Here is a 23,210-nt window from a genome sequence, read left to right on the forward strand (position 1 = left end):
GGTATTTATCTCTGCATACTCAGCCATAAAAAAGGAAATAACATGACTATAGGCAATAATGATGTGGGGAATGTGGGTCAAACCACTACTCAGACGACTACAAATGTAGAAAACACGCCTGCTACAGTAAGTAATAACGCGACTAACAATCGTCAAGTGACTGATGTAACAAACCAATCCGAAACCCAAGCACAACAAGCAACATCAAATGATAACCGCAATGCATTTCAAAAAATGGTTGATGGTTTCTGTGAAAAGTTTGGAGAATTTTGGAGCAAAGTGGAAACACGATTTGAAAATTCACGTTTATTCCACGGGTTGCAGGGCGTGCGCGAGGCCGCAGTCACGACAAAAGAGATGACTCAGGAAGCGACTGCAAATACGCTAGGTCATGATGAACAGGCAATTCAAGTGCGTGTTGATCGCGATATGCGACTAAATCGACCTGCAGATAAGTTAAGTGCAGAGACGAGCTATACAATATTGAATGCGTACCCTGGAACGAGTCATCATTTAAATGAAAGCTTTTTATTGAAAGAGCTTGATAATAACACCCCATTAGCAAATGTTTTGACTAAACAAATTGCAAAGGAATTTGCGACAGAAAATCTAGAATTTCTGAAATCAATTCAGCAAAACTTTTTAATTGATGCAGATGCACCGCTTTCAAGGCAAAGCCAAAATTTAGATTTTACCTTGGGTAATACGCTAGAGGTTCACAGCAAATTCGTCAGTACAAATTCTGATTTACAAATAAATATCGCTGGTGGCGCACGCAGTGTATTCTCACAAGATATCCAAAATTATCTAGAAGCACTCAAAGATCTGGAACTAGCAACACGCGCACAAACTGAAGATAATCCAGCACGCATTGAAACAGCTCAAATACCTGCGAATCAATTGAATAAAATGACTCCAATTGTACAGCCCGAGCAACTCGCACAACTCGAAGCGGTGGACGTAAAACGCTCCGAAACTTTAGAGCAGAGCGATCCTTTATTTGCGCAAAAGCAAGCAGTTCTTGATTGTAAAGAAAATCTTGATATTTCGTTTAGGGCGGCGGCAAAAGAGGCGACCTATTTACTCAATGCAGCGAATACCAGCATTGTTATTCAGCTGCAAAAAAACATTGAGGGCACGCGTTTTGATCCGCAAGCAAATGCAGCTCCGGCTCCAACTATTGCACCTACTGTTGCCCCGACTATCGCTGCAACTGTTGCTCCGACATTGGCGCCAGCAGGCGCACCAACTGCTGCAAATGATCAAATAACTCATTCAAGCACGTTTAGTCACAGTCATATGACATTAGCGCATATTTCAAAAGTTGCGGATGTGATAGAGCCAACAAATAGCTTGTCGGTAAATGATTTAAGTGTACCACAAAATGACGATCAATTAGCTATTTCAGACGAGACTAATGGCAATGTATCAAATAATCCGATTGGCAGAACACACACCTATGGCAATACCTTAACGGTACCGGGAATGGGCGAAAATTAATCCGCTATAACAAACACGTTAACTGTATTAAACCAGTGGAGCAGTTAAGCTGCTTCACTAAGAGAGAATATCATGAGTAATAAATTCAAAGAATTAGTCACTGAATGTGCAAAGCTTATTGGCTTCGACAAACCTGATGTAAAAGAAGACTTTTATGCACTTTTGATTGATGGCATTCGAGTGTTAATAGAACCCGCTGATGCCACTGAGACGGAAAAAGAAAGTCTTTTTTTCTATGCTCAACTAGAAACGCTGAATGATGATGAGGTTCCGCCAGTAAGCACGTTTATTCTGCAAAAAAATGCCGAATTTAGCGCAACTGGTGGCACGTCGATTGGTGTTTTACCGAATGACAATATCGTGACAATTTATCAATTGTTACCAAGTGAGTTAGACCGTGCAGAATTGGTTATCGCAGAGTTAAATAAGTTTGTCGACATTGCTGAACAAATTAAAAAAGACATCGCCGAAGTTAAATACTTACCGACATCAACAAACCAGCCATTAGATAACACACTGTTATCAGTGTAGCGCGAAGGAGTAATTAATATGAAACAATTCAAATTAATGGTTGAAGAAGCGTGCGCTTTATTAGAAGTCACACCACACGCACTGTCAGATGAAGATTATCAAGTAAATATAGAGCAGTTAGTGTTTCGTATCTCGTTCCATCCGAGTGACGGCACGTTTGGCTTAAAAGCAGCGTTAGCAAAACCGACAAGTGATTTACCTTCATCTGTGTATAACTTAATGCTAAATGCCAATGCCACAGGTGTTCAATTACAAGGGTGTAAAGTGGGCATTGATGCAACAAGCAATCAAATTGTGCTGGTAAAATTATTACCTTCGGTAATTGAAGAGGGTGAACACTTAGCACAAAAGATTTTATCTTTTACACAGGTAGCACTGTTTTGGCAAATGACCTTAACAACCGCGAAAGATGATATGACCGATGAGGTTATGCCATTGCACTCGAGCTTGTTATCGGTTTAATAAGGTAAGTTTAAACGGGGGGATTCTATGGTGCATGATGTTGAAGCAATTCCGCAAACAATTTTAATTATTGGTACGGATCATATCGCTGTAGAACGCCTCCAAACTGGGTTTGCAGAGGTTGGCTGGTTTGTTTTGGTTGAACAAAATTGCCAACGTGCACTCGGCTTAATGGCACATTTAACTGTCTCAGCAGTGTGTATTTTTGATCAAGGTAATGATCTTGAATCAGATGTTGCGTCACTCAAAAGTAAAACACAGGGTATGTTGTTTGTGTTATCAGATAATCTAAATGCAGATCAACGTTTAGCGTTTTATAACCTAGGTGTGAATCATGTATTTGTTCAGCAAGCCCTCGCGCTTGAAGTTAGAACAGTGATTACGACTTTGCAACAGCAACAATTAATGCAATCACTGCCAACTGTTACCCCCATAATGGAAGCGAAAAAGTGGCATTTTTGTTCACAAAGCCGAGTACTCAGTGTCGATGAAAAGGTCATTGGTTCATTGTCATACAGCGAAGCTAAAATATTAAAAATGCTGATTGATAATCGCAATGAAACGTTATCAAGAGAGCGCTTAATGATGGCGTTAGGACGATTTAGACCAAACCCAGAAGATCGCACATTAGATAGACTAATTTGCAATTTACGTAAAAAATTTAAAAAAGTGTGCCCTAACACACAGTTCATTTTATCTCTTTATGGCCATGGCTATGTGTTTACATCGCCAAATACAACGCAAATCTAGTGCGTGGCCAAAACTTAATAAAAACTCGTCTTTTTTCACAAAAATAACCTTGTTAATTAATTTACTCTTATCCTAAGGAGTGAAATATGTCTATAAATGCAGCGCCAATAAACCCAAATCAGTTTAATGCAAAACTGGCGGGAGCAAATGTCGAAACGAAAACAACCAGTCAGTTTCAAAACACATCTGTTGGAGTGATTGGAAACAGTGCGCAAAATCATTTGAATGCGCTAGAAGAATTGACCAAAGCGTTGGGCGATAAAGCATCAGCTCAATTTACGCAAAGTAAAGCCAAAGACATGCGCCAGTCAAATGCTGACCGTGTTGAAAAAATTCAGCAATTAATGGAAATGGCGTTTAAAGTTGAAAAACGCAACCAATTAGATGAATTAGCGGCAGATTTACTTTCAGGTGGCAAAACAGACCATCAAGCGCTTAGACAAAAATTACAAGAATTCAGCGATGATGTAACGGAGCAATACATTGGCTTATTAAGTGTGCGAGAGCAACTTAGTGCTGGCGAGGGCAATGAAGCCATTCTTCAACTTGTTAACCAACAATTAGCTGAACTAGAGCGCAAATACGGTCAAACACTGACATTAGGTGTTAATACCTTTATTCCGACAATTGAAGCTGCCAATGCAGGTTTAGATGAAGGTAGTCAACTACGCCAATTCTATGCAGATTCGGTCATGGATTATCAAGGTACTGCTGCTGCATTTTCGGATTTAATTGAAAAGTATGGTGAGAGTCGTTTTGAGACTGCGGTTGCTTTTATGTTGCAGGCGCTCGCGGCGGATTATGAAGCGCAAGGCAGCAGTATCGATAAGTCGCAGCTTAGTGTGATTATGAAAGATATGAACCGACTGAAAATGCTGGCGGCGATGTTTGATCAGTGTAACGAGGTTGCGCAAAAGCTCGACCAAGCACAAGTCACGCCACGTGGACTAATGCAAAGTGTTATTACCATAAATGATATGCCGTGGGCAGAACAAGCTGACGTGGAAAGAGCACTTAATATAGGTGATTTACCGCTTGGTACACAAATCAACTTGTTTGCTGAGGTACGTAATATTGTGAACAACATTCCACATGATGCGTTTAAAGACCCAGAGCAGCACGGGCAATGTGTATTGGCATTAGAAGCAGCGCGTCATGCGGTGATTGCAATCGAGGAAGCGCTATGACTGACTGGTTAGAGAGCAGCTTAGATGGTTTTTTAGCCAAGCTCGGTTTACCGATGCAGCCTTGGCAGAGTTCTCCTCATTTGTCTTTGCAATTCGATGGAGACATAACCTGTGAAATATCTGTTCTCGATTCGCAATTAATGGTGAGTTTTTTAACACCTATCGTGTTATCGAGTCAGACTCAGGTTCTCGCCTATTTAACCAAGATGAACCCGATCCATTTTCAAAAAGGGCAATTTTTCCGTTATCACTGGTATCAAAACCAAGCCATTGTGCAGCTAAATTTAGCTCACGAAGAGGTTACCGAAATTGCGCTAGAGCAAGCGTTTACCGCCTTACTTAATGAAAGCCAAACGATTAAGGCATTGTAATGAGCACACCAATTGATTTAAAAGTGGGTTTAACCTCCATCAGTCATATACGACATGACGAAGTGCCGACAAAACTACCTGAAAAGTCAGAATTGCCCCAGCTAGGTGAAGCGATTGACTCGCATTTTGATGCGCTTTTTCACGTTTACCAAGGTCAAACGTTAGTCGAAAATACTTGCCGGTTATCCGACGCAACATGTAAAGAAATTGCGCATCTCAATTTATTCAATATGCCTACCGATACCTTGCAATGGTTAGGCGAAATGAAAAAAAGTGGCGATGTAGACACCAAAACAGAGCAAGAAGCTAGAGCGGTGTTAAACGAAATTGCAGAGTTGTCTTTAATTTTGAATATCAGTAGTAAATTGTTGGTGCAATGATGACCGAAACCCCTGTTCAACACAATAAAATAGAGCGGCCACATCGCGAGTATCGTCAATGGCTATTGATGCAAGCGCAGCTGCAACAAGATTATGCCAGCAATGAAAAAGCGGTGTCGTTAATTAATTTGGTTGAGTCGGTTTATGGTGCCGATTTAGAAACAGGTCTGATGCTCTGTCGTGCTTGGGCAGATCTTGGCGAATTAACCTTATTAGAACAACGCGTAGAGCGATTGCTTGCGGACAACCAATTGAACTGTGAACAGCGTGCAGCAATTTATTATTGTTTAAGCTTTTCACGATTCCAAGCGGACGATCTTATTGGTGCACGAAGAGCCCATCAGTTGTACCTATCTTTAGCTTCAAATATAAATCAGGAAAGTGATGAAAAACCTTCTGCTTAAAATGAGTCAACGCAGTGACTTAGCACTTGCAGTGTTACTTGTCGCCATCATTTTTATGATGATTCTACCGCTACCAACTGGCTTGGTTGATGGCTTAATTGCAATGAACCTTTCAATTGCAGTGGTGCTACTGATGATGTCGGTATACATCAAATCACCGCTTGAGTTTACTGCATTTCCAGCCGTGTTGTTGATCACTACACTCTTTCGTTTGGCACTTTCCATTACCACTACCCGCCTTATCCTAATGGATGGAGATGCCGGTGATATCATTACGACATTTGGTAACTTTGTTGTGGGTGGTAATTTAGTGGTCGGTGTGGTTATTTTCTTAATTATTACTATTGTGCAATTTATGGTTATTACCAAAGGGGCTGAGCGTGTCGCTGAGGTAAGTGCACGCTTTTCACTTGATGCCATGCCGGGCAAACAAATGAGTATCGACGGTGATATGCGCGCAGGGGTATTAGACGTTGATGAAGCGCGAGTAAAGCGAAATGCTCTAAGCCGTGAGAGTCAGTTATTTGGCTCAATGGACGGTGCAATGAAGTTTGTAAAAGGCGATGCTGTCGCTGGTTTAATTATTATTTTCGTGAATATATTAGGCGGCATTATCATTGGTATGAGTCAAGCCGCGATGTCGGCAGGCGAAGCCCTTGAGGTGTATTCAATTCTAACCATAGGTGATGGTCTTATTTCGCAAATTCCAGCACTGTTTATTTCAATTACTGCCGGTATTATCGTTACCCGTGTTTCTGCAGGTGATGAAGATGAAGAAGATCAACAAAACTTAGGTGGCGATATTGGCTCACAGGTGACGGCTCAGCCAAAAGCGCTGCTTATCGGCGCAGCACTCTTGACTGGTTTTGCACTTATTCCTGGTTTTCCAACGCTTATTTTCTTAGGTTTTGCTGCGGTGATTGGTGCAGGTGGCTTCTATTTAATAAAGCGTAATCAAGATGCAGTTCAAACAGTTGAGACCTTGCCAGAAGTATTGTCAAAAGGCAGTGGCGCTGCAGCGACAAGTTCTGCTGAAAGTAAAAAAGCAACGGCTAAAAGTAAAGCGCAAGGTGATGATTTTTCGATTACTGTTCCGCTCTTGGTTGATGTATCTGCGAATTTAGAAACAGCCCTTGATGCGACCAATTTAAATGCTGAGCTTGCAGAAGTCAGAAGAGCACTTTACTTAGACATGGGCGTGCCGTTTCCCGGCGTGCATTTGCGTTTTAATGCGGCTATGCCTAAAGATGAATACGCGATTTTGATGCAAGAGCTGCCAGTGGCACGTGGCAAACTTGTACCCAATAAGATATTAGTTTCCGAGCCGGCGCAACAGTTAGATATGCTTGGTATTGCCTATCAACAAGAGCAGGCATTCTTGCCAAATATGCCGAGTTTATGGGTTGATAAAGAGGATTTAGAAGAGGTGATTGCAGGCTCGTTATCGTATTTTTCAATCGATAAAGTGATGACTTTTCACTTAGCCCATGTATTACGTAAATATGCAGAAGAATTTATTGGTATTCAAGAAACCCGTTTTTTACTTGAAAAACTCGAACCACATTACGGCGAATTAGTAAAAGAAGCCCAGCGAGTGGTGCCAATTCATAAAATGAGTGAGGTGATGCAACGGTTAGTGTCAGAAGATATCTCGATTCGAAATCTGCGCGTTATCTTAGAATCTCTGGTCGAATGGGGTCAAAAAGAAAAAGATGTTGTGCAGCTCACTGAGTACATTCGTGCCAGCCAACGCCGCTTTATTTGCTACAAGTATGCTGCTGGGCAGAATGTATTGCCTGCGTTTATGCTCGATCAGCAAATTGAAGAGCAAATTCGCGGTGCCATTAGACAAACGTCAACAGGCTGTTATTTAGCACTTGATCCAAGTACTTCGCAAAAATTTATTGCGAATGCTGTGAGTACTGTGGGTGATCTCAAGAAATATCAACGTAAACCAGTGCTGCTGGTTGCGATGGACATTCGTCGCTATGTGCGCAAGCTACTTGAAAGTGAGCTCTATGAATTACCGGTTGTTTCCTTTCAAGAATTAACCAAAGAAATCAATGTGCAACCGGTTGGTAAAGTTGTCGTGTAATGGTTAAGCGTGGGCAATTGTCCACGCCTTCAATTTCTATTCTTGCCTAAACTATAAAAAAAGCCGCCCTTGGCTAAAATCGTTATTCCTTACGTTTTTACATAATAACGCTAAGCAAAACTAACTAACGATATTCCGTGTCAGAATTCAGTAATACCCTAACCGAGTTAATTAACGAGCAAAAAGACGCTAACGCAAAGCGCATGGCACAGATGAATGCGAATTTATCTGTTGCACGTCCATTGCGCGTAAGGGGATGGGTGTCACAGGTTTCGGGAACCATTATTCGGGCAGTGGTGCCCGGTGTAAAAATAGGTGAATTATGTCGTTTAGTTGATCCTGAAAATAATAGTTTTGTTCTTGCAGAAGTGGTTGGCTTTGATGAACACCAAGCACTCTTGACCCCGATGGGTGACATGATGGGGATCTCAAACAGCACAGAGGTGATCCCAACAGGCAAACCTCACCAAATTAGGGTGGGTGAGCACCTACTCGGTGAAGTGGTTGATGGCCTTGGTCAACCGATGAATAAGGACGAACACGCTGACTCTGAAAAAGGCGCATTAATCAGTGTGTATGCTGATGCACCAAATGCAATGACGCGAAATACCATCGAAAAACCACTCTCTTTGGGTGTTAAAGCCATTGACGGTGTGTTGAGTTGTGGCGAGGGGCAACGTCTCGGAATTTTTGCGGCTGCAGGCGGTGGTAAAAGTACCTTACTTGCCATGCTTATTCGAAATGCTGATGTTGATATCACAGTACTTGCGCTTATTGGTGAACGTGGACGTGAAGTACGCGAGTTTATTGAGCGTGATTTAGGCGAAGAAGGCCGTAAAAAAGCAGTACTTGTTGTAGCTACATCAGATAGACCCGCGATGGAACGGGCAAAAGCAGCCCTTGTTGCTACTTCAATAGCAGAGCATTTTCGTGATCAGGGTAAAAAAGTTCTGCTGTTAATGGATTCTGTAACACGCTATGCGCGGGCGCTTCGCGAAATTGGTCTCGCAGCAGGCGAGCCGCCAACACGTCGTGGTTACCCACCTTCAGTATTTGCAGCATTACCGCAATTAATGGAGCGCGCAGGTCAATCAAATACCAGTTCGATTACGGCGTTATACACAGTTTTGGTTGAAGGTGATGATATGACCGAGCCAGTTGCCGATGAAACGCGCTCAATATTAGATGGCCATATTGTATTGTCTCGAGAGCTTGCTGCTGCGGCACATTATCCGGCAATTGATGTATTACAAAGTGCCAGTCGTGTGATGAATCATTTTGTTAGTTCAGGCCATAAACAGGCGGCACTAAGTTTACGAAATGCGCTTGCTAAATACAAAGAAGTCGAACTGCTTATTCGAATTGGTGAATACCAAAAAGGACAAGACCAAGAAACGGATAAGGCTGTGGAGGTCATTGACCGGGTGAAAGCATTTTTACAACAAGGCACAGAAGAAAACATTCCGTTTGATAAGTCTGCCGAGATGTTACAGGCGTTATTTAAATGATGCTTGAACGCTTACAACAAATAAAACAACGCCAACGAGACAAATCAGAGCAAGCACTGTTGCAAGCTGGTGCAAGGTTGCGTGCGTTAGAAACGGAACTTAAGGGACACATTGAAACGTTAGAAGAGTATATCGTGTGGCGAAAAGATCAAGAAAAAGCCCTCTATCAGCAGGCACATGATGCGTTTTTAACACGTTCTGGCGTTGATAAGTTTCGCCTCAAAATTGCCAACCTTCGCAGCCATGATGCGACCTTGAAAAAAAATATCGCGACGTGTGAACAGCAGATTGAAGCGGCAAAAAACACGGTTCAGGTATGTCAGGCTGGGTTACAAACAGCGAATAAAGCGATGGAAAAGTTTGCTTCTTTAATTGCACTTGAAAACACAAAGCGTGCATTACTGGCCAATCGCAACGAAGAAAACCAACTCGATGAATTTGTGACATCGCGCTTTTCGGGAATGAAATCCATATGAAAATTACGAATGATACGATGCAAAATCGACCTTCTAATGGGGTTGATGTGCCGACAAATCATGGCGCTCAACTAACTGAGCTGGGCAGTCGCTTTAGTCATTTAATGAATGATAAAAAACAGACTAAATACCATCAGATTAATGATGGTTTGGTGCTAAAGCCAAACGAAAATACTCCTGAGAAAACGACAATAAAGCAAGAACAGCGTGTGATATCACACTCCCAACTGGATGAGTTTTTGACATCAGATTATGATGTTCCTAAACAGCAGCAAAACCCGATAATTGCTGCTAAAGGTGTTGATGATAATGTGAGTGCACAAACAAGCGATGTCAATAACCTTACTGCAAGCTATCAAGTCTTTGAATCTTCTTTTTCATGCCATGAGCCAACAGTTGCCTGTTGTGATGGTTTTGAGCACTTAATTATTCCACTGGAACATAAAAAAAACACACACGTTAATACAAAAGTTGGCGATATTGCGCATTCAAATTGCACAGTGCAAGTTCAAACAATAGTTCAGCTGTTAAACCAGAACCCACAAAGCAACATTAAGCTGAGTGATACAGCGTTTACCCCAAAGCAAGTGAATGCTGTCGAAACTATTGAAAAAATTCCAGTTTTTCCAAGTAAAGCGTTTGAACTTGATCCCCATCCAGTTGTATTTGAATTAGCACCAGTCAAAGCAAGTAACACTAGAGAAAACATAAACCAATTTGATGCGAATGTTACTCAAAATACCAAAAAAATAGACAGTATCTCTGAACGATTGAACACAAACAGCTTAAACGAAAAAGAAACTGAATCAGAAATAGAGCTTGTTGACCACCTTTTTGAAAAAACAACAATATTAGGTACTAACTCAGAGAGCTTGGTTCAAAGCAAGCTAAATAAAACAGCTATAGAATGTACTGGACCTTTCGGAGTAAGTTTTATTGAAAAGCAGTCGGCGATTGAAGAGAACGCCCTTAATTTAAGAAAGTTGCCAGCTGAATCTAAGTTTATAACTTCTATAGACAACGAATTTAGACAAAAAGAACCCCTTACGTATCATTCATCATTAATCGAGTATGCTTTAGCAACAATAAATAATGTTAAAAAAGTAATACCAACTGCATCTAAAAGAATCGAAGTAAATGATATACAAAATATTAATAGAGTCCTAGAGGCTGAAAGAGTATCGGTTTTAAATCCTATTGGAATTAGCGATTCTAGAAGTAATTTTGATAGTTCGATGAGAAACGATATCGCGTTTTCTAAAGACGTAAATGATTTATTACATAACAATCAACTAAATATTACCGTCAAAGATGAACGACCTGCGACTATTCACTGGGCTCACGCTTCCCAAAAAGTAATGCCAAGCCTTGAAGGTGCATTAGAAAACTTGAGCGACTCAATAAATGAAGTGGCAAGCTCAGTGTCATTGCAAAGTACACCGCACTCTTTGCCATCGGTTGAGCAAGTTTTTCGAGCCCAGTTAAATTCTATTGACCAATTTCACATTGTAGAAAATTTTAAATCACACTTTGCCCAGATTGACGAAGCAATACTTAAGCAATCTCCATCCTTGTCCATCTCATTAGAAAGTCAATATTTACAAGGTGGTAAAGTACAAATTGACATTGAACAAGGGCGTTTAACAATTCATTTCGATGTTTCGTCATCACACGTTTTGGCGCAGCTTACGCAGTCTTTACCGGATTTAAAACTAGTACTGAATGAACGCTATCCGCAATTTAATACCCAATTTTCAATGAATGACTCTGATCAGCAAAGACAGCATCAGGAAGAGCGAGACGAGCAGACTGAGGGTGAGCAATCATGATGGTTGAAAAATTCGAATTAGCCACGACAGCACCTGAACAAGTTAGGTTTACTAATTTATTACTAAAACAACCGCTAAGACTCGTATCAGAACTGGTAACCTGTCATCAGTTGCATCAAATCTCAAAGCCGCAGGGGGAGCTGGTTAAAATTGAGTGTGCAGTCGGGCAACAGTCATTTAGTCTATTCGCAACCCATGCTGCACTGCAGACATGGCTTGAAAGACAAGGGTATGCATTAAGTATTACCTCCTTACCTTCGGCTTTACTTGAAGCTTTGATTGAAAAACTGCTGTCACCACTTCAAGGCAGTTTCAAACAATTATTCGGTGAATTTGTAGCGATTGCATCGATCTCACTTTCTTCACCTTACAAAGCAGATGAAGAGTCTTTTTGCTGCGAATTTACACTAAGTACACCCGACGATTTAGCCTTAATTATCGCGTTAAAACAACACCAGCTAGCGAGCTTAATTTCACAAAACCCAACATCAGTAAGACAAGGTCTTTCGGCAATCGACCTCAAGCTTAGTGTTAGCATGGGTAAAACAACTTTGCCTCAAACCGACTACTTAGCGCTTGCTTGCGGCGATGTTGTGTTTTTTGACCAATGTTATTTCGACAAAGAGCAGCGTGTTTGTCTTTTGATAGAAAACACACCTGCTTGGCAAGCAAAGCTTAATAACCACACCATCACAATTGAACATTCTTGGAGTAATACCATGAGCGAAGAGCAACTTGCACAACCTAATGCGGTATTTGATTTAAATACTGTTCAAGTTGAATTGGATTTTTCTTTACCATCAAAGACCTTGTCTTTACCGGATGTGCAGAACCTTCAACCAGGTTATGTGTTTGAAAGTGATTGCAACCCCGATTCCCCAATTTTGATAAAAGTGAATAATCAAGTGATTGCCAATGGCGAATTAGTCAAAGTAGGAGAAAAACTGGGTGTACGTATCTTGGATGTAGCTGGAAACTAATATGCTCGGCAATGATTTAGATTACGTTTCGTTAATTATTGCTTTAGGCGCATTAGCCCTTGTGCCCTTTTTAGCAGTGATGGCGACTTCATTTATAAAAATAGTGATTGTATTTTCACTATTAAGAAATGCGCTAGGTGTGCAGCAAACACCACCGAATATGGCACTTTACGGTGTTGCAATGGTGTTGACCTTGTACGTGATGGCTCCTGTGGGTTTTGAAGTAAAAGAGTATATGGATAACAACCCTGAAGTAGTTGAATCGCCAGAACGATTTGGCGAATTAATTGATAATGGGCTTAAGCCGTACTTACAATTTCTTCATAAAAATACCACCGAAACGGAGCGTGATTTTTTTATTAATAAAGCACACGAGCTGTGGCCTGAAAAACATGCTAAAACGTTGAATGAAAACAGTCTTTTAGTACTGATGCCAGCGTTTACAGTCACACAAATCACAGAAGCATTTAAAATAGGCTTTTTGATCTACTTACCGTTTCTTGTAATCGATTTGATTGTGTCAAATATCTTATTGGCAATGGGTATGATGATGGTGTCGCCGATGACAATTTCATTGCCATTTAAATTATTAGTATTTGTGTTACTTGATGGTTGGACACGTCTTACACATGGTTTAATCGCGGGGTATTAATCAGTGAATTTGTCGACAGCGGAACTTATCCAACTAGCGAATGAAGCACTGTATTTAACCTTGATTTTATCATTGCCAACTATTGTTGCCGCATCATTAGTAGGTACCCTAACAAGTTTGGTACAAGCATTAACGCAAATTCAAGAGCAAACCCTATCGTTTGTGCTAAAGCTTATTGCTGTAGTTGTCACTTTGATGATTACAGGCAATTGGATGGGACAAGAGATTAGTACTTTGACCGACAATATCTTTAAAGCGATTGGTGGTTAGCCATGTTAGATGCGGCAGGGCTTGAACAAATCATCAAAACCTATCTGCTCGGTGTACCGCGTTTAACGGTAGCATTTATGATACTACCGGTATTAAGTAAGTCTGTGTTAGGTGGCAGCATGGTACGAAATGGCGCCATGTTGTCGTTTGCACTTTTTATCTACCCAATGACCGCAGACTCATTGCCACCAGATTTATCGTTAGCGGACTACTTTACGATATTAATTAAAGAAATGACGTTAGGGTTGGTGATTGGATATATGGCGGCTGTGCCATTTTGGATTGCCGAAGGCGTTGGCTTTTTTATTGATAACCAACGCGGCGCGGCGATGGCGAGCTCGGTCAACCCTATTATGGGCGAGCAGACTTCACCGCTGGGTATCTTTATGACTCAAATAATGGTCACCATTTTTGTTATTAGCGGCGCGTTTTTATCGCTTATCATTGTTATGGTGCAAAGTTACGCTGTGTGGCCAGTTGGTGTGTTGTTGCCACAGTTTATGACAGGGTTAGACACGTTTATTTTGAGCCAATTAGATTTAGTGATGGAATTGGTTGTTGTGTTGTCTGCACCCGTAATTCTAGCCATGTTTTTATCTGAATTTTCGCTGGCATTAATTAGCCGATTTGCACCCCAACTGAATGTGTTTTTTCTTGCTATGCCAGTGAAAAGTGCGATTGCGCTCTTTGTATTAATTTTATATCTAAAATACTTAGTAGAGCACTTATACGATTTAATCGAAAAAACACCCAGTCAAATCATTGAATTTATGATTAGCTCCTTTTAGGTATCTTAGTGTCTGAAAAAACTGAACAACCCACCCCGAAGAAGCTCAAAGATGCTAAAAAAGATGGTCAGGTTGCGAAAAGCAAAGAAATTGTCTCGCTCGCGATGTTGCTTGCTGTAATGGGCTATTTCTATATTTTTGGTACAGTGTTACTTGAACAGATTATGACACTATTCAGTTTACCAACGCATTTCTATGATCGTGTCGATAATCACACATTTAATCAAACCATTGGCCAAATTTTATTATTGTTTTTATTGCAGACGATGAAAATGCTTGCGCCATTACTGTCAATCGTTTTTCTCACTGGCATCATCAGTAATTTAGTACAAAGTGGCTGGATTATGAGCGCCAAACCAATCAAGCCAGAGCTTAAAAAAATAAGCCCCAAAGAAGGCGCAAAAAAAATATTTAGCTTTAAGAACTTAATGGAGTTCATTAAGTCGCTGATTAAAATTATTGTGCTGAGCTACACCGCCTATTTTATTCTCACCAATGAAATGAAAACGCTGATGGCAATACCTCACTGTGGCGCTGCGTGTGCCTTTACGTTATCAGGCAGCTTAGTATTTAAATTAATTTTGTATTGCTTAGGTGTGTTTATCTTTTTGGCAGCCGCTGACTATTTGCTCGAAATGAAACAGCATAAAAAACAGCTGATGATGAGTCATGATGAAGTTAAACGTGAATATAAAGAGATGGAAGGCAGCCCAGAAATTAAAGGGCGCCGCAAACAGTTGCATCAAGAGTTGATGGAAGAGCAAGTTGAAGCAAGAGTTAAATCTTCCGATGTGATTGTGACTAACCCAACGCGAATAGCTGTAGGCTTAAAATATGATGCAACCGCAGCACCATTACCCTATGTCACGATTAAAGGTGAACTACTCTCGGCAAAGAAAATTCGAACCATTGCTGAAAAACATGGTGTGCCAGTTATCCGCCAAAAATATTTAGCACGTGGTTTGTTTGCAAAGGTTGAAATGGATAACTTTATTACAGAGGAATACATTGAAGCAGTCGCAGACATTATCCGTTTTGTGCGCAGTTTAGATAATAATCATTCTGAAGAAATTGAATCTGATGATATTTATTATTAATGAATTATTTTAATGTGCCTTAAAATCAGGTTGTTACTTGTGTTTTAAGGTGGGTGTCCAAATAAAATTAATTGCACACATTTCTGCATAATTCACCGTATTTTACCCATCATAATAAGTCTTAATTTAGGAAAACAACATTAAGTTAGTTACTTATTAGGAGCGAATATATGCCAGAATTTGGTCTAGGCGGAGCTCAATCCGCTTCACAAACAAATGTGATTAACCCATCACAAGTTAATAGTAATGATGATGCTAATTCTCAGATTAAAAGTGCTGAATTAGGTCACCGTGATGTGCAACAAGTGTCAAATGACCCTGTGTCTGTGAGCTGGCAAGATAAGTTTAGTAATGCCTGCACTTCAATTAAAAACTCGATTGTTGCGACGCTAAGTAATGTGAAAGACGATGTAGCCGAGTGGTGCGATAAAGCCTCTGTAAAATTAGCGGATATTGGCGAAGCAATTAGTGATAAAGCGAATTCAATTTTTAATAGTATTAAAAACATGATTTCAAGTAACAATAATGGTCTTTCCATTGATAGCCATGCCAATCTTGAGGCGGGAGTGTCTATTGTTGTTGATCAGAATGACCAACCGGGTGCAGGTATGGGACCCGGAGCCCCTGTTAATAACATGATGGCAATGGATGATGTGCCAAATCAAATTCAGGCAAATATACAAGCTATGATGAACCAAAGCGGTGAAGATGCAGATGTTAATATTGTGGCAAATGGACCGCAACTTAGCCGAGAAGGCAGTAGCGAAGGCATACCAGATAATATTAATTTAGGCGCTACAGCTGGCTATATTGATGATGTTGTGAATCAAAGTGACTCACCAGTGAACAGACAAATGGCTGTTGACCAAAATATTGCCGAGCAGGCGCAAGCGGCATACGACTTTGAAGGGCAAATGAACACTGGCTTTGAACAACAAGCTGCTGCAATGGCTCTAGAGCAAAATATTGCCGCTAAAGATACTAATTTCGAAGATGTGTTTGGCGAAGCGGGTGAGGGTAAAAGCATTGATGTCGATGCATTAAGACAAGAGGCAATTGCACAGCAAAGTAAAGCGAATGAATCAAAATTTGCTGATAACCTTAAAGCTGATTTGGATGCAATGAATGCAGCATTAGATGATATTGTTGAAGATATGGCCGCTAATAATAACGATCCAATTGAAACCGACGGCAATGACAAAGTAGGTGAATAATAGCTAATTTTTATTGCTGAATGTGAAAGAGCACCCAATAGGGTGCTCTTTTTTATTTAGTGCTATGTTGGAAAACACCGTCCCAATTAGTCGCTGGTGGCTGTGCGAGAAATTGTTCACAACGTTTTGAAAAAAGCGACGTTAAGGTATGTAAACTAGCTTGGTTCATCTTGTCAAAATGTTGTTTTGCTAAACTGAACTCCTTTTGCCAGTATAGTTCGAGCGCGTTTTCAAATTGCTGACAATACGTTTCATCAAAAAGTATAGGTGTATATAGGGTGATTGGCTGCTGTTTGCCCTTTACACGCACCCGATCAATTCGCATAAATTTATGCTCGTTAGCAAGTATTTTAGTGTTTTCATTAACTAAAATTGGCACACCGTAGACTTTTGTTAAGCCTTCAAGTCTTGAGCCCAAATTAACCGTGTCACCCAGAACCGAGTACGCTACTCGAAATTCAGACCCCATATTGCCAACATTCATTTCACCACTAGCAAGTCCAATACCGATGCGGATAAGTGGCCAATTATTACGTTTAAGTTGTTCGTTCAATTCAGGTAATTTATCAAAAATACTCTTTGCTGATGCGACAGCATGATTCGCATGATTTTGATCTTTTATAGGTGCGCCCCAAAAAGCCATAACAGCATCGCCCATGTATTTATCAATGGTACCTTTTGTGTTGTGGATCTCTCGCGTGATAGGGGTTAAAAAAGCATTCATTAATTGGGTTAATTGCGTCGGTGACATGCTTTCTGAAATACTTGTGAAATTTCGTACATCTGCAAAAAAGACGGTCATTTCACGACTATCGCCCGTTAACGACATTTTTGCTTCATCGAGATCAAATTCCTCAACAACTTGGCTTGGAATATATTGGCTAAACACCTTACTGAGCGCGCGTTTATTTTTTTGTTCAATAAAAAAGTTATAGTTAATGTGAAAAAATGCAGTGAGTGCAATGAGTATAAGTAGTGGTGCTAGATTTAAAATAAGATTGAGTGTTTGCCAACAATACAGGTTGATTACCAGTGCCATACAGGTAACACAAAGTAAAAATAAAAATCCAAGCTTTGGTGTTAATACGGGGAAAATAAACGTCATCAGTAAGGCAAAGGTAAGCATCAGTAATAATTCAATAGCGAGGGTGTAATCGGGTTTTGCTTTGACGCGTTGTTCTAAAATTCCAGAGACTGTATTGGCATGCACTTCAACCCCCGCATAGCTTTTGCCAACAGGGGTAGAGCGCAAATCTAGTAACCCCGCGGCGCTGGTACCAACAATGGCTATCTTGTCTTTAAGGCGAGACTTTTCTAACTTTTGTGACATGATATCGGTTGCTGACAAGTAGTTGAAACTACCCATCGGGCCGCGAAAAGGCACATACATTGATGCATTTGGGCTAATTGGAATAATATGGTCATTAATTTGGATGGACTCAAGTAAGTTACCGTGTTCATTTAAATTAAAGTGATAATTGGCATCTATGCTCACAGCAGCCAATTGTAAAGCGAGAGAGGGGTAGAGTTTGCCTTCAAAGGCTTGCAATAACGGCACTTGCCGCAATGTACTTTGGTTGCGGAAATAGTCAAAAAAACCACCAAAATCAGCAGCGGATTGTAATGCTGCTGTATTACCTGTAAAGCTTGTTGCATGATTGATATGTAAAGCCGCTTCGCCTAGTACATCAGTTGAAGCAATAGCCTGTGGGAGCATTCCAACACGTTGGTCACGGTTTTGACTATTTGATTGCTTAAAAACATAACCGAGTATCACATTGCGTACGAAAAGAGACTCGGCAAATTGATTATCAAACTGGTATTGAGTTCGCAACTCGGTTAACTCAAGGTTGGGACTGATGCGTGATATTTGGTCAATCACAGCCAACGCTGAGTTATCTTGCGGCTCAGCAAATACCATATCAAAACCTAAACTTTTAATTTCATAGTGATCAAATAAGATATTTACAAGGTTTGCGATAACATCTCTTCGCCATGGCCACTGACCATGATTAACTAAACTTTTTTCATCGATATCAATAATGACAATGTTATCACTTTTGGTATTGATCATCGTGGTTGTTAATCGTATGTCATAAAGCACATTTTCCAATTTTTCCAATAGCGGATTACGGATGTAACCAAGCTCTGAAAGTGCAATAGCACATAACACCGTTAGGCTAATAAAAGAGCGTATAATTAAGGTTTTAATTGGCGTGCTCAACGATTATTGTTCACTTCTGCTTGATTATTAAAACTGTGTTCTCGCCCAATGGCATAAAGCTTATTATCAAGTGCGCCGACATAAATAATAGCGTTGTCTGAAACAATAGCCGAAGCACCAATCTTACTCGGTAACATCAGTTGCCAGATGACTTCGCCATTCTTATTAAGCGCGTAAATTTGTCCTTCTTGTGTGGTGATTATCAGCTCTTCAAACGGTGCGATTAATGGGCTAAATTGTATCGGATTTCGTGCGTCAAAATGCCAAAGTATCATTTCTTTTTCTAGGTCGTACGCATAGAGACGACCATTAAGTGTGCCAATAAATAAGTTATTTTTTAACACAAGTGGAGCAGATGCTAATTGTGCATCTATTCGCATGATTTGTTCTATTTGATTATTAATGAGGTGATAAATGGCACCGTTTTGGTCGCTTAAGTAATGCATTTGTTGTTTAGCTCTGTGGGGTGCATTGAGTGCCGCGTAAGAAACAAAATACTCTGTTGTTTTCACTGCTTGATTTACGACATTTGATAAAGCAAACACACTACCATTGTCGGTCGTTATAAATAGGTTATCATTTTGATTTAATGCTGTTGAAATGTTTGCTGCTGGCAAATGATGTTGCCAGATAAGCTCACCTGATTGATTTACAGCATAAAGGCTGTTGGTTGTGGTAACAACTATGGTTTTATCAGGTAATTCGATAGGTGACTGTGACACTGTTTCGTCAAGATTAAACTGCCAGAGCAATTCACCATCAGGTTTAATTGCGAGCAACGAATTATTGTTAGTGGTGATATAGATAACATTATTGCTGGCAATTAACGGGCTAAAATCAAGCGATGCTTCACCATTCAAACGCCAATTTAGGGCGCCATCGGGCGATAATGAATAGAGGTAATGGTCTTGGCTCGCAACCAAAATATTGTTTTTTGCATCAATTACAGGCTCGGAGACTATTGGGCCATCAGTTTCATAATACCAACGGACTTCAGCTGCTACTTTGCCAACGCTCGGATCAATGGTTATGACAACAGTATCTTTGGCACTGGCATCTTCGTTGTCGGTAACAGTGAGTTCGAGTTCTATTGTCGACACTACTTCATCAAACGGTGCCGTAAAACTCACTTTTTCTGTGTTGTCATTAATCAGTGTGACATTGGTGCCACTTAATTGTTGCCAACGATAAGCGACAATACTGCCATCAGGATCGGTGCCCGAACCAAGAACGACGACTTCTTGCCCTGAACCTGCAGTAAAGTCATTACCAGCGTTTGCAGTTGGGGATTTATTCACTGAATTAACCACAACCGTGACGAAATCACTGCCTGAATCACCATCATCATCAGTTACCGTTAGTCTAAATTCAAGGCTACTGGTAGTACTGACTTCCGGTGCAATAAAGCTGGCATTTGATGAGTTTGCATTGCTAATTGAGACAGTTGTACCACTGGTTTGCTGCCATAAGTAACTGCTAATTGAACCATCTGAGTCAGTGCCAGTGCCACTCAGTGTAACTTGTGACCCTTCATTAACGTTTTGATCTCTGCCAGCATCGGCTGTCGGTGGAATATTGACCACATTACTTACCGTGATGTTAATGTCATCACTTGCAGAATCACCTTTATCATCTGTTACGGTTAAAGAAAAAGTGAGTACGCTAGTAGATTCAACATCCGGTGCTATAAAACTAGCAGTGGAACTACTTGCATTATTGAGTGTCACATTAGGCCCAGCTGTTTGCTGCCACAGGTAACTCTCAATGGTGCCGTCATTGTCAGTGGCACTGCCAGATAAAGTTACTGTGTTACCTTCATCTACCGTTTGATCACTGCCTGCGTTAACGGTGGGAGGCTCATTTGGAATATCATTCAATGTGATAACAATGTCGTCAGTGCCAGTCGCGCCTTCATTGTCTGTCACAATAAGTGAAAAGCGCAGAATGGCTGTGCTCGTCACTTCAGGCGCGGTAAACGTTGTGGACGCAGCATTTGGATTAGTTAAGGAAACGGTTTCGCCAGCTGTTTGCTGCCACAAGTAACTCTCAATGGTGCCGTCATTGTCATTGGCACTACCAGATAAAGTTACTGTGTTACCTTCATCTACCGTTTGATCACTGCCAGCGTTAACGGTGGGGGGCTCATTTGGAATATCATTTACTGTGATAACAATGTCGTCAGTGCCAGTCGCGCCTTCATTGTCTGTAACGACAAGAGAAAAGCGCAGAATGGCTGTGCTCGTCACTTCAGGCGCGGTAAACGTTGTTGACGCGGCATTTGGGTTGGTTAAGGAAACGGTTTCGCCAGCTGTTTGCTGCCACAGGTAACTTTCAATGGTGCCGTCATTATCAGTGGCGCTACAACTTAAAGTTACTGTGTTACCTTCATCTACCGTTTGATCACTGCCAGCATTAACTGTGGGGGCCTCATTTGGAATATCATTTACTGTGATAACAATGTCGTCAGTGCCAGTCGCGCCTTCATTGTCTGTCACAATAAGTGAAAAGCGCAGAATGGCTGTGCTCGTCACTTGAGGCGCGGTAAACATTGTTGATGCGGCATTTGGGTTGGTTAAGGAAACGGTTTCACCAGCTGTTTGCTGCCAAAAATAACTGACAACGTCACCATCACTGTCTGTGCCGGAACCGGTTAAACTAACGTTATCACCTTCCGTTACTGTTTGATTAGTGCCTGCATTTGCAATAGGTGGCTGGTTCGGTACATTGTTGACGTTAATGATGACATCATCACTTGCTGTGGCACCTTGGTCATCGGTGACTGTTAATTTAAAACTGAGTACTTGGCTTGATGTTACTTCGGGTGCGATAAAGTTCGCTAAAGCGCTATTGGCATTGTTCAATAAAACAGTTGGGCCACTGTTTTGTTGCCATAGGTAGTTTGTAATTACACCATCATTGTCTGAGGCAGTGCCCGAGAGGGTCACGTTGTCTTTTTCATTTACGGTTTGGTCACCTCCAGCGTTCACCAAGGGTAATTGATTAGGTATGTTATTAACAGTAATGGATACTGAATCACTGGATGTTGCGCCTTCGTTATCGGTTACTGTGAGTGTAAAACTGAGTACTTCATCCTCTAAAAGCTGTGGGGCTTCAAATTGTGTATTTGCGGACTGTATGTTTGTTAGTTCAACCTCGGTGCCAGCAGTTTGTTGCCATAAAAAACTGACGATTGTGCCATCATTGTCACTTCCTTCGCCAGATAAGATGACAGCGCTGCCTTCATCCACCGTTTGATCAGCCCCGGCATTGGCTGTTGGACTTTGATTTGGTAGGTTCAGTATCTGAATACTAGTAGTTTGTTTGCTAGTGGCGTTAACGCTGTCAGTCGCTTCAAGCTGCAAGGTTATAGTTTGGTTTTGAGATATGTTTTCAAGAGAAAAGCTCACCGCACTTGTATTGTTGTCGATAAGTTCAACTTGCGGTCCTGCAACTTGCGTCCAGATTAAAGTTAGGGTTTGCTCTTCGGGATCTGTCACATTTGCAACAATGGTTATTTGCTCGCCCTCGCTGCCAGTTGTTTGTTCGTTAATAGAAATTGCTGGCGGGAAGTTTACACTTTGTTGTTCACTCAAACTCTCTTGATCCACCGTGAGTAGCGGGGTGGTTTCGTATGCCGCAAAGTTATTATTGCGAAAGCGATTTATCTCTGCATTCAGGTCGATAGTTTGGCTTAATGATAATAGGACTCCATCATCTGCTGTGACTATTATTTCATTTTGGTTGACTAGGCCGTCTATTTTCCCATCGCTAAAATCACTGATAATGGCTTCAATGGTTAAATAGTTAGCAAATGGAAATCCCATGTCGATGGCTGCATGATTAACCACATTAGCAAAACCGCCGATCACTAAGGCATGCTGCTTAGTGACTTGGCTATCTTCGGTGGCAGGACTAATAACATTGCTAGGAAGATTGGTGAAAGGATTAAAACCAAATGTTTGCTCTGCATTATCAATTATTGCCAGTAAGGTTTCAAAAAAGACATCGCCAAAGGTTTCGCGTTGCGCTTTTAGTGTTAACGAAGAAGTCATTATCGTCATCGCACTAGTTGTTTCCCCAGGCAATAAAATAGAGGTTAGGCCTTGTTGTTCGGTTAATTGAATCGAACGCTTTAAGTTTATGTTTGGTTCTGGATCAGATTCATCGATATAACTGCCACCATAGCTTTTTAACAACAGAGGCTCATTTTGTGGTACTAGATTAAAGGTAAAGTTTCCTCGGTCATCAGTTGTTGTGGTTGCAACAGGTGCGGTACCCGTTATCCCACCTTGTTTATTGATTGCCCATGCTTCGATAACTGCATTATTGAGCGCACCTTTACTGGCTTTACCTGATATCAGTTGCTTCGATATGTTTTGCTCTGTTACCTGCACAGCATCTTCAGAACTATTATCGCCGCAGGCTGCAAGTAAGCACACAAGTGCTGTGCAGAAAAATGATTTTAAATACCAATAAAGCGTCATCGAGAGCT

At 41.0% G+C, this 23,210-nt stretch carries 20 protein-coding genes; 18 read left to right on the plus strand and 2 right to left on the minus strand.

Features of this window, described 5'->3' with window-relative positions:
* Window positions 1-42 precede the first annotated feature (42 nt).
* The 18 genes from OM33_RS17630 to OM33_RS17715 all read left to right on the plus strand — a co-directional run bounded on the left by OM33_RS17630 (window position 43) and on the right by OM33_RS17715 (window position 16,494).
* On the plus strand, window positions 43-1,500 hold the full coding sequence (locus OM33_RS17630) for a regulator of G-protein signaling domain-containing protein (RefSeq protein ID WP_040135533.1): 1,458 nt from the start codon (window positions 43-45) through the stop codon (window positions 1,498-1,500).
* Window positions 1,501-1,572: 72 nt separating this feature from the next.
* Complete coding sequence (locus OM33_RS17635) at window positions 1,573-2,031, plus strand: type III secretion system chaperone (RefSeq protein ID WP_040135535.1); 459 nt, start codon at window positions 1,573-1,575, stop codon at window positions 2,029-2,031.
* Between the two features lie 18 nt (window positions 2,032-2,049).
* Window positions 2,050-2,493: a type III secretion system chaperone gene (locus OM33_RS17640; RefSeq protein ID WP_040135537.1), complete on the plus strand. Its 444-nt coding sequence runs from the start codon at window positions 2,050-2,052 to the stop codon at window positions 2,491-2,493.
* 27 nt (window positions 2,494-2,520) lie between these two features.
* Window positions 2,521-3,243, plus strand: a complete 723-nt coding sequence (locus OM33_RS17645) for a winged helix-turn-helix domain-containing protein (RefSeq protein WP_040135539.1) — start codon at window positions 2,521-2,523, stop codon at window positions 3,241-3,243.
* Between the two features lie 86 nt (window positions 3,244-3,329).
* Window positions 3,330-4,430: a type III secretion system gatekeeper subunit SctW gene (gene sctW, locus OM33_RS17650; RefSeq protein ID WP_040135541.1), complete on the plus strand. Its 1,101-nt coding sequence runs from the start codon at window positions 3,330-3,332 to the stop codon at window positions 4,428-4,430.
* Window positions 4,427-4,801: a hypothetical protein gene (locus OM33_RS17655; RefSeq protein ID WP_040135543.1), complete on the plus strand. Its 375-nt coding sequence runs from the start codon at window positions 4,427-4,429 to the stop codon at window positions 4,799-4,801. Before sctW ends, OM33_RS17655 begins: the two co-directional genes overlap by 4 nt.
* Entirely contained in the window at window positions 4,801-5,181 is a 381-nt protein-coding gene (gene sctX, locus OM33_RS17660) for a type III secretion apparatus assembly protein SctX (protein ID WP_040135544.1), read from the plus strand. Before OM33_RS17655 ends, sctX begins: the two co-directional genes overlap by 1 nt.
* On the plus strand, window positions 5,178-5,585 hold the full coding sequence (locus tag OM33_RS17665) for a hypothetical protein (RefSeq protein ID WP_148665296.1): 408 nt from the start codon (window positions 5,178-5,180) through the stop codon (window positions 5,583-5,585). Before sctX ends, OM33_RS17665 begins: the two co-directional genes overlap by 4 nt.
* Complete coding sequence (gene sctV / locus OM33_RS17670) at window positions 5,566-7,680, plus strand: type III secretion system export apparatus subunit SctV (protein WP_199922624.1); 2,115 nt, start codon at window positions 5,566-5,568, stop codon at window positions 7,678-7,680. Before OM33_RS17665 ends, sctV begins: the two co-directional genes overlap by 20 nt.
* Window positions 7,681-7,817: 137 nt before the next feature.
* Window positions 7,818-9,188 (plus strand): type III secretion system ATPase SctN, encoded by a 1,371-nt coding sequence (gene sctN / locus OM33_RS17675; RefSeq protein ID WP_324607057.1) that lies wholly within the window; start codon window positions 7,818-7,820, stop codon window positions 9,186-9,188.
* A complete protein-coding gene (sctO, locus tag OM33_RS17680; RefSeq protein ID WP_040135549.1) occupies window positions 9,185-9,664 on the plus strand; it encodes a type III secretion system stalk subunit SctO in 480 nt (159 codons plus the stop codon). The genes sctN and sctO overlap by 4 nt, the downstream gene beginning before the upstream one ends.
* A gap of 104 nt (window positions 9,665-9,768) precedes the next feature.
* Window positions 9,769-11,493: a hypothetical protein gene (locus OM33_RS17685; protein WP_199922625.1), complete on the plus strand. Its 1,725-nt coding sequence runs from the start codon at window positions 9,769-9,771 to the stop codon at window positions 11,491-11,493.
* Window positions 11,490-12,473: a type III secretion system cytoplasmic ring protein SctQ gene (gene sctQ, locus OM33_RS17690; RefSeq protein WP_040135553.1), complete on the plus strand. Its 984-nt coding sequence runs from the start codon at window positions 11,490-11,492 to the stop codon at window positions 12,471-12,473. The genes OM33_RS17685 and sctQ overlap by 4 nt, the downstream gene beginning before the upstream one ends.
* A gap of 1 nt (window position 12,474) precedes the next feature.
* Window positions 12,475-13,125, plus strand: coding sequence for a type III secretion system export apparatus subunit SctR (gene sctR, locus OM33_RS17695; RefSeq protein ID WP_010558990.1), 651 nt, complete (start codon window positions 12,475-12,477; stop codon window positions 13,123-13,125).
* 3 nt (window positions 13,126-13,128) lie between these two features.
* Window positions 13,129-13,395 carry a type III secretion system export apparatus subunit SctS gene (gene sctS, locus OM33_RS17700; protein ID WP_010558991.1) on the plus strand — a complete coding sequence of 89 codons (267 nt, stop codon included), beginning with the start codon at window positions 13,129-13,131 and terminating at the stop codon, window positions 13,393-13,395.
* Between the two features lie 2 nt (window positions 13,396-13,397).
* Complete coding sequence (gene sctT / locus OM33_RS17705) at window positions 13,398-14,183, plus strand: type III secretion system export apparatus subunit SctT (RefSeq protein ID WP_040135555.1); 786 nt, start codon at window positions 13,398-13,400, stop codon at window positions 14,181-14,183.
* An 8-nt stretch (window positions 14,184-14,191) separates the two neighbouring features.
* The gene (gene sctU / locus OM33_RS17710; RefSeq protein ID WP_040135557.1) at window positions 14,192-15,280 is read left to right on the plus strand and encodes a type III secretion system export apparatus subunit SctU; all 1,089 of its coding nucleotides are present in this window, start codon (window positions 14,192-14,194) and stop codon (window positions 15,278-15,280) included.
* Between the two features lie 170 nt (window positions 15,281-15,450).
* On the plus strand, window positions 15,451-16,494 hold the full coding sequence (locus tag OM33_RS17715; RefSeq protein ID WP_040135559.1) for a hypothetical protein: 1,044 nt from the start codon (window positions 15,451-15,453) through the stop codon (window positions 16,492-16,494).
* Window positions 16,495-16,546: 52 nt separating this feature from the next.
* Here the strand turns inward: OM33_RS17715 and OM33_RS17720 are convergent, their stop codons facing one another.
* Together OM33_RS17720 and OM33_RS22170 are read right to left on the minus strand one after the other, a co-directional pair.
* On the minus strand, window positions 16,547-18,718 hold the full coding sequence (locus OM33_RS17720) for a CHASE2 domain-containing protein (protein ID WP_052141147.1): 2,172 nt from the start codon (window positions 18,716-18,718) through the stop codon (window positions 16,547-16,549).
* A complete protein-coding gene (locus OM33_RS22170; protein ID WP_052141148.1) occupies window positions 18,715-23,202 on the minus strand; it encodes a PKD domain-containing protein in 4,488 nt (1,495 codons plus the stop codon). The genes OM33_RS17720 and OM33_RS22170 overlap by 4 nt, the downstream gene beginning before the upstream one ends.
* Between the last annotated feature and the right edge of the window lie 8 nt (window positions 23,203-23,210).

This window comes from Pseudoalteromonas piratica (genome assembly GCF_000788395.1).
In the GTDB taxonomy this organism is placed as follows: domain Bacteria; phylum Pseudomonadota; class Gammaproteobacteria; order Enterobacterales; family Alteromonadaceae; genus Pseudoalteromonas; species Pseudoalteromonas piratica.

Excerpts from the sequence above, each read along its gene's own strand:
- OM33_RS17655 (WP_040135543.1), top strand. The coding sequence starts at position 4,427 with ATGACTGACTGGTTAGAGAGCAGCTTAGATGGTTTTTTAGCCAAGCTC.
- sctT (WP_040135555.1), top strand. The coding sequence starts at position 13,398 with ATGTTAGATGCGGCAGGGCTTGAACAAATCATCAAAACCTATCTGCTC.
- OM33_RS17640 (WP_040135537.1), top strand. The coding sequence starts at position 2,050 with ATGAAACAATTCAAATTAATGGTTGAAGAAGCGTGCGCTTTATTAGAA.
- OM33_RS17665 (WP_148665296.1), top strand. The coding sequence starts at position 5,178 with ATGATGACCGAAACCCCTGTTCAACACAATAAAATAGAGCGGCCACAT.
- OM33_RS17630 (WP_040135533.1), top strand. The coding sequence starts at position 43 with ATGACTATAGGCAATAATGATGTGGGGAATGTGGGTCAAACCACTACT.
- OM33_RS22170 (WP_052141148.1), bottom strand. The coding sequence starts at position 23,202 with ATGACGCTTTATTGGTATTTAAAATCATTTTTCTGCACAGCACTTGTG.
- sctO (WP_040135549.1), top strand. The coding sequence starts at position 9,185 with ATGATGCTTGAACGCTTACAACAAATAAAACAACGCCAACGAGACAAA.
- OM33_RS17715 (WP_040135559.1), top strand. The coding sequence starts at position 15,451 with ATGCCAGAATTTGGTCTAGGCGGAGCTCAATCCGCTTCACAAACAAAT.
- OM33_RS17645 (WP_040135539.1), top strand. The coding sequence starts at position 2,521 with ATGGTGCATGATGTTGAAGCAATTCCGCAAACAATTTTAATTATTGGT.
- OM33_RS17635 (WP_040135535.1), top strand. The coding sequence starts at position 1,573 with ATGAGTAATAAATTCAAAGAATTAGTCACTGAATGTGCAAAGCTTATT.
- sctV (WP_199922624.1), top strand. The coding sequence starts at position 5,566 with ATGAAAAACCTTCTGCTTAAAATGAGTCAACGCAGTGACTTAGCACTT.
- sctQ (WP_040135553.1), top strand. The coding sequence starts at position 11,490 with ATGATGGTTGAAAAATTCGAATTAGCCACGACAGCACCTGAACAAGTT.
- OM33_RS17685 (WP_199922625.1), top strand. The coding sequence starts at position 9,769 with ATGAATGATAAAAAACAGACTAAATACCATCAGATTAATGATGGTTTG.
- sctX (WP_040135544.1), top strand. The coding sequence starts at position 4,801 with ATGAGCACACCAATTGATTTAAAAGTGGGTTTAACCTCCATCAGTCAT.
- sctR (WP_010558990.1), top strand. The coding sequence starts at position 12,475 with ATGCTCGGCAATGATTTAGATTACGTTTCGTTAATTATTGCTTTAGGC.
- sctW (WP_040135541.1), top strand. The coding sequence starts at position 3,330 with ATGTCTATAAATGCAGCGCCAATAAACCCAAATCAGTTTAATGCAAAA.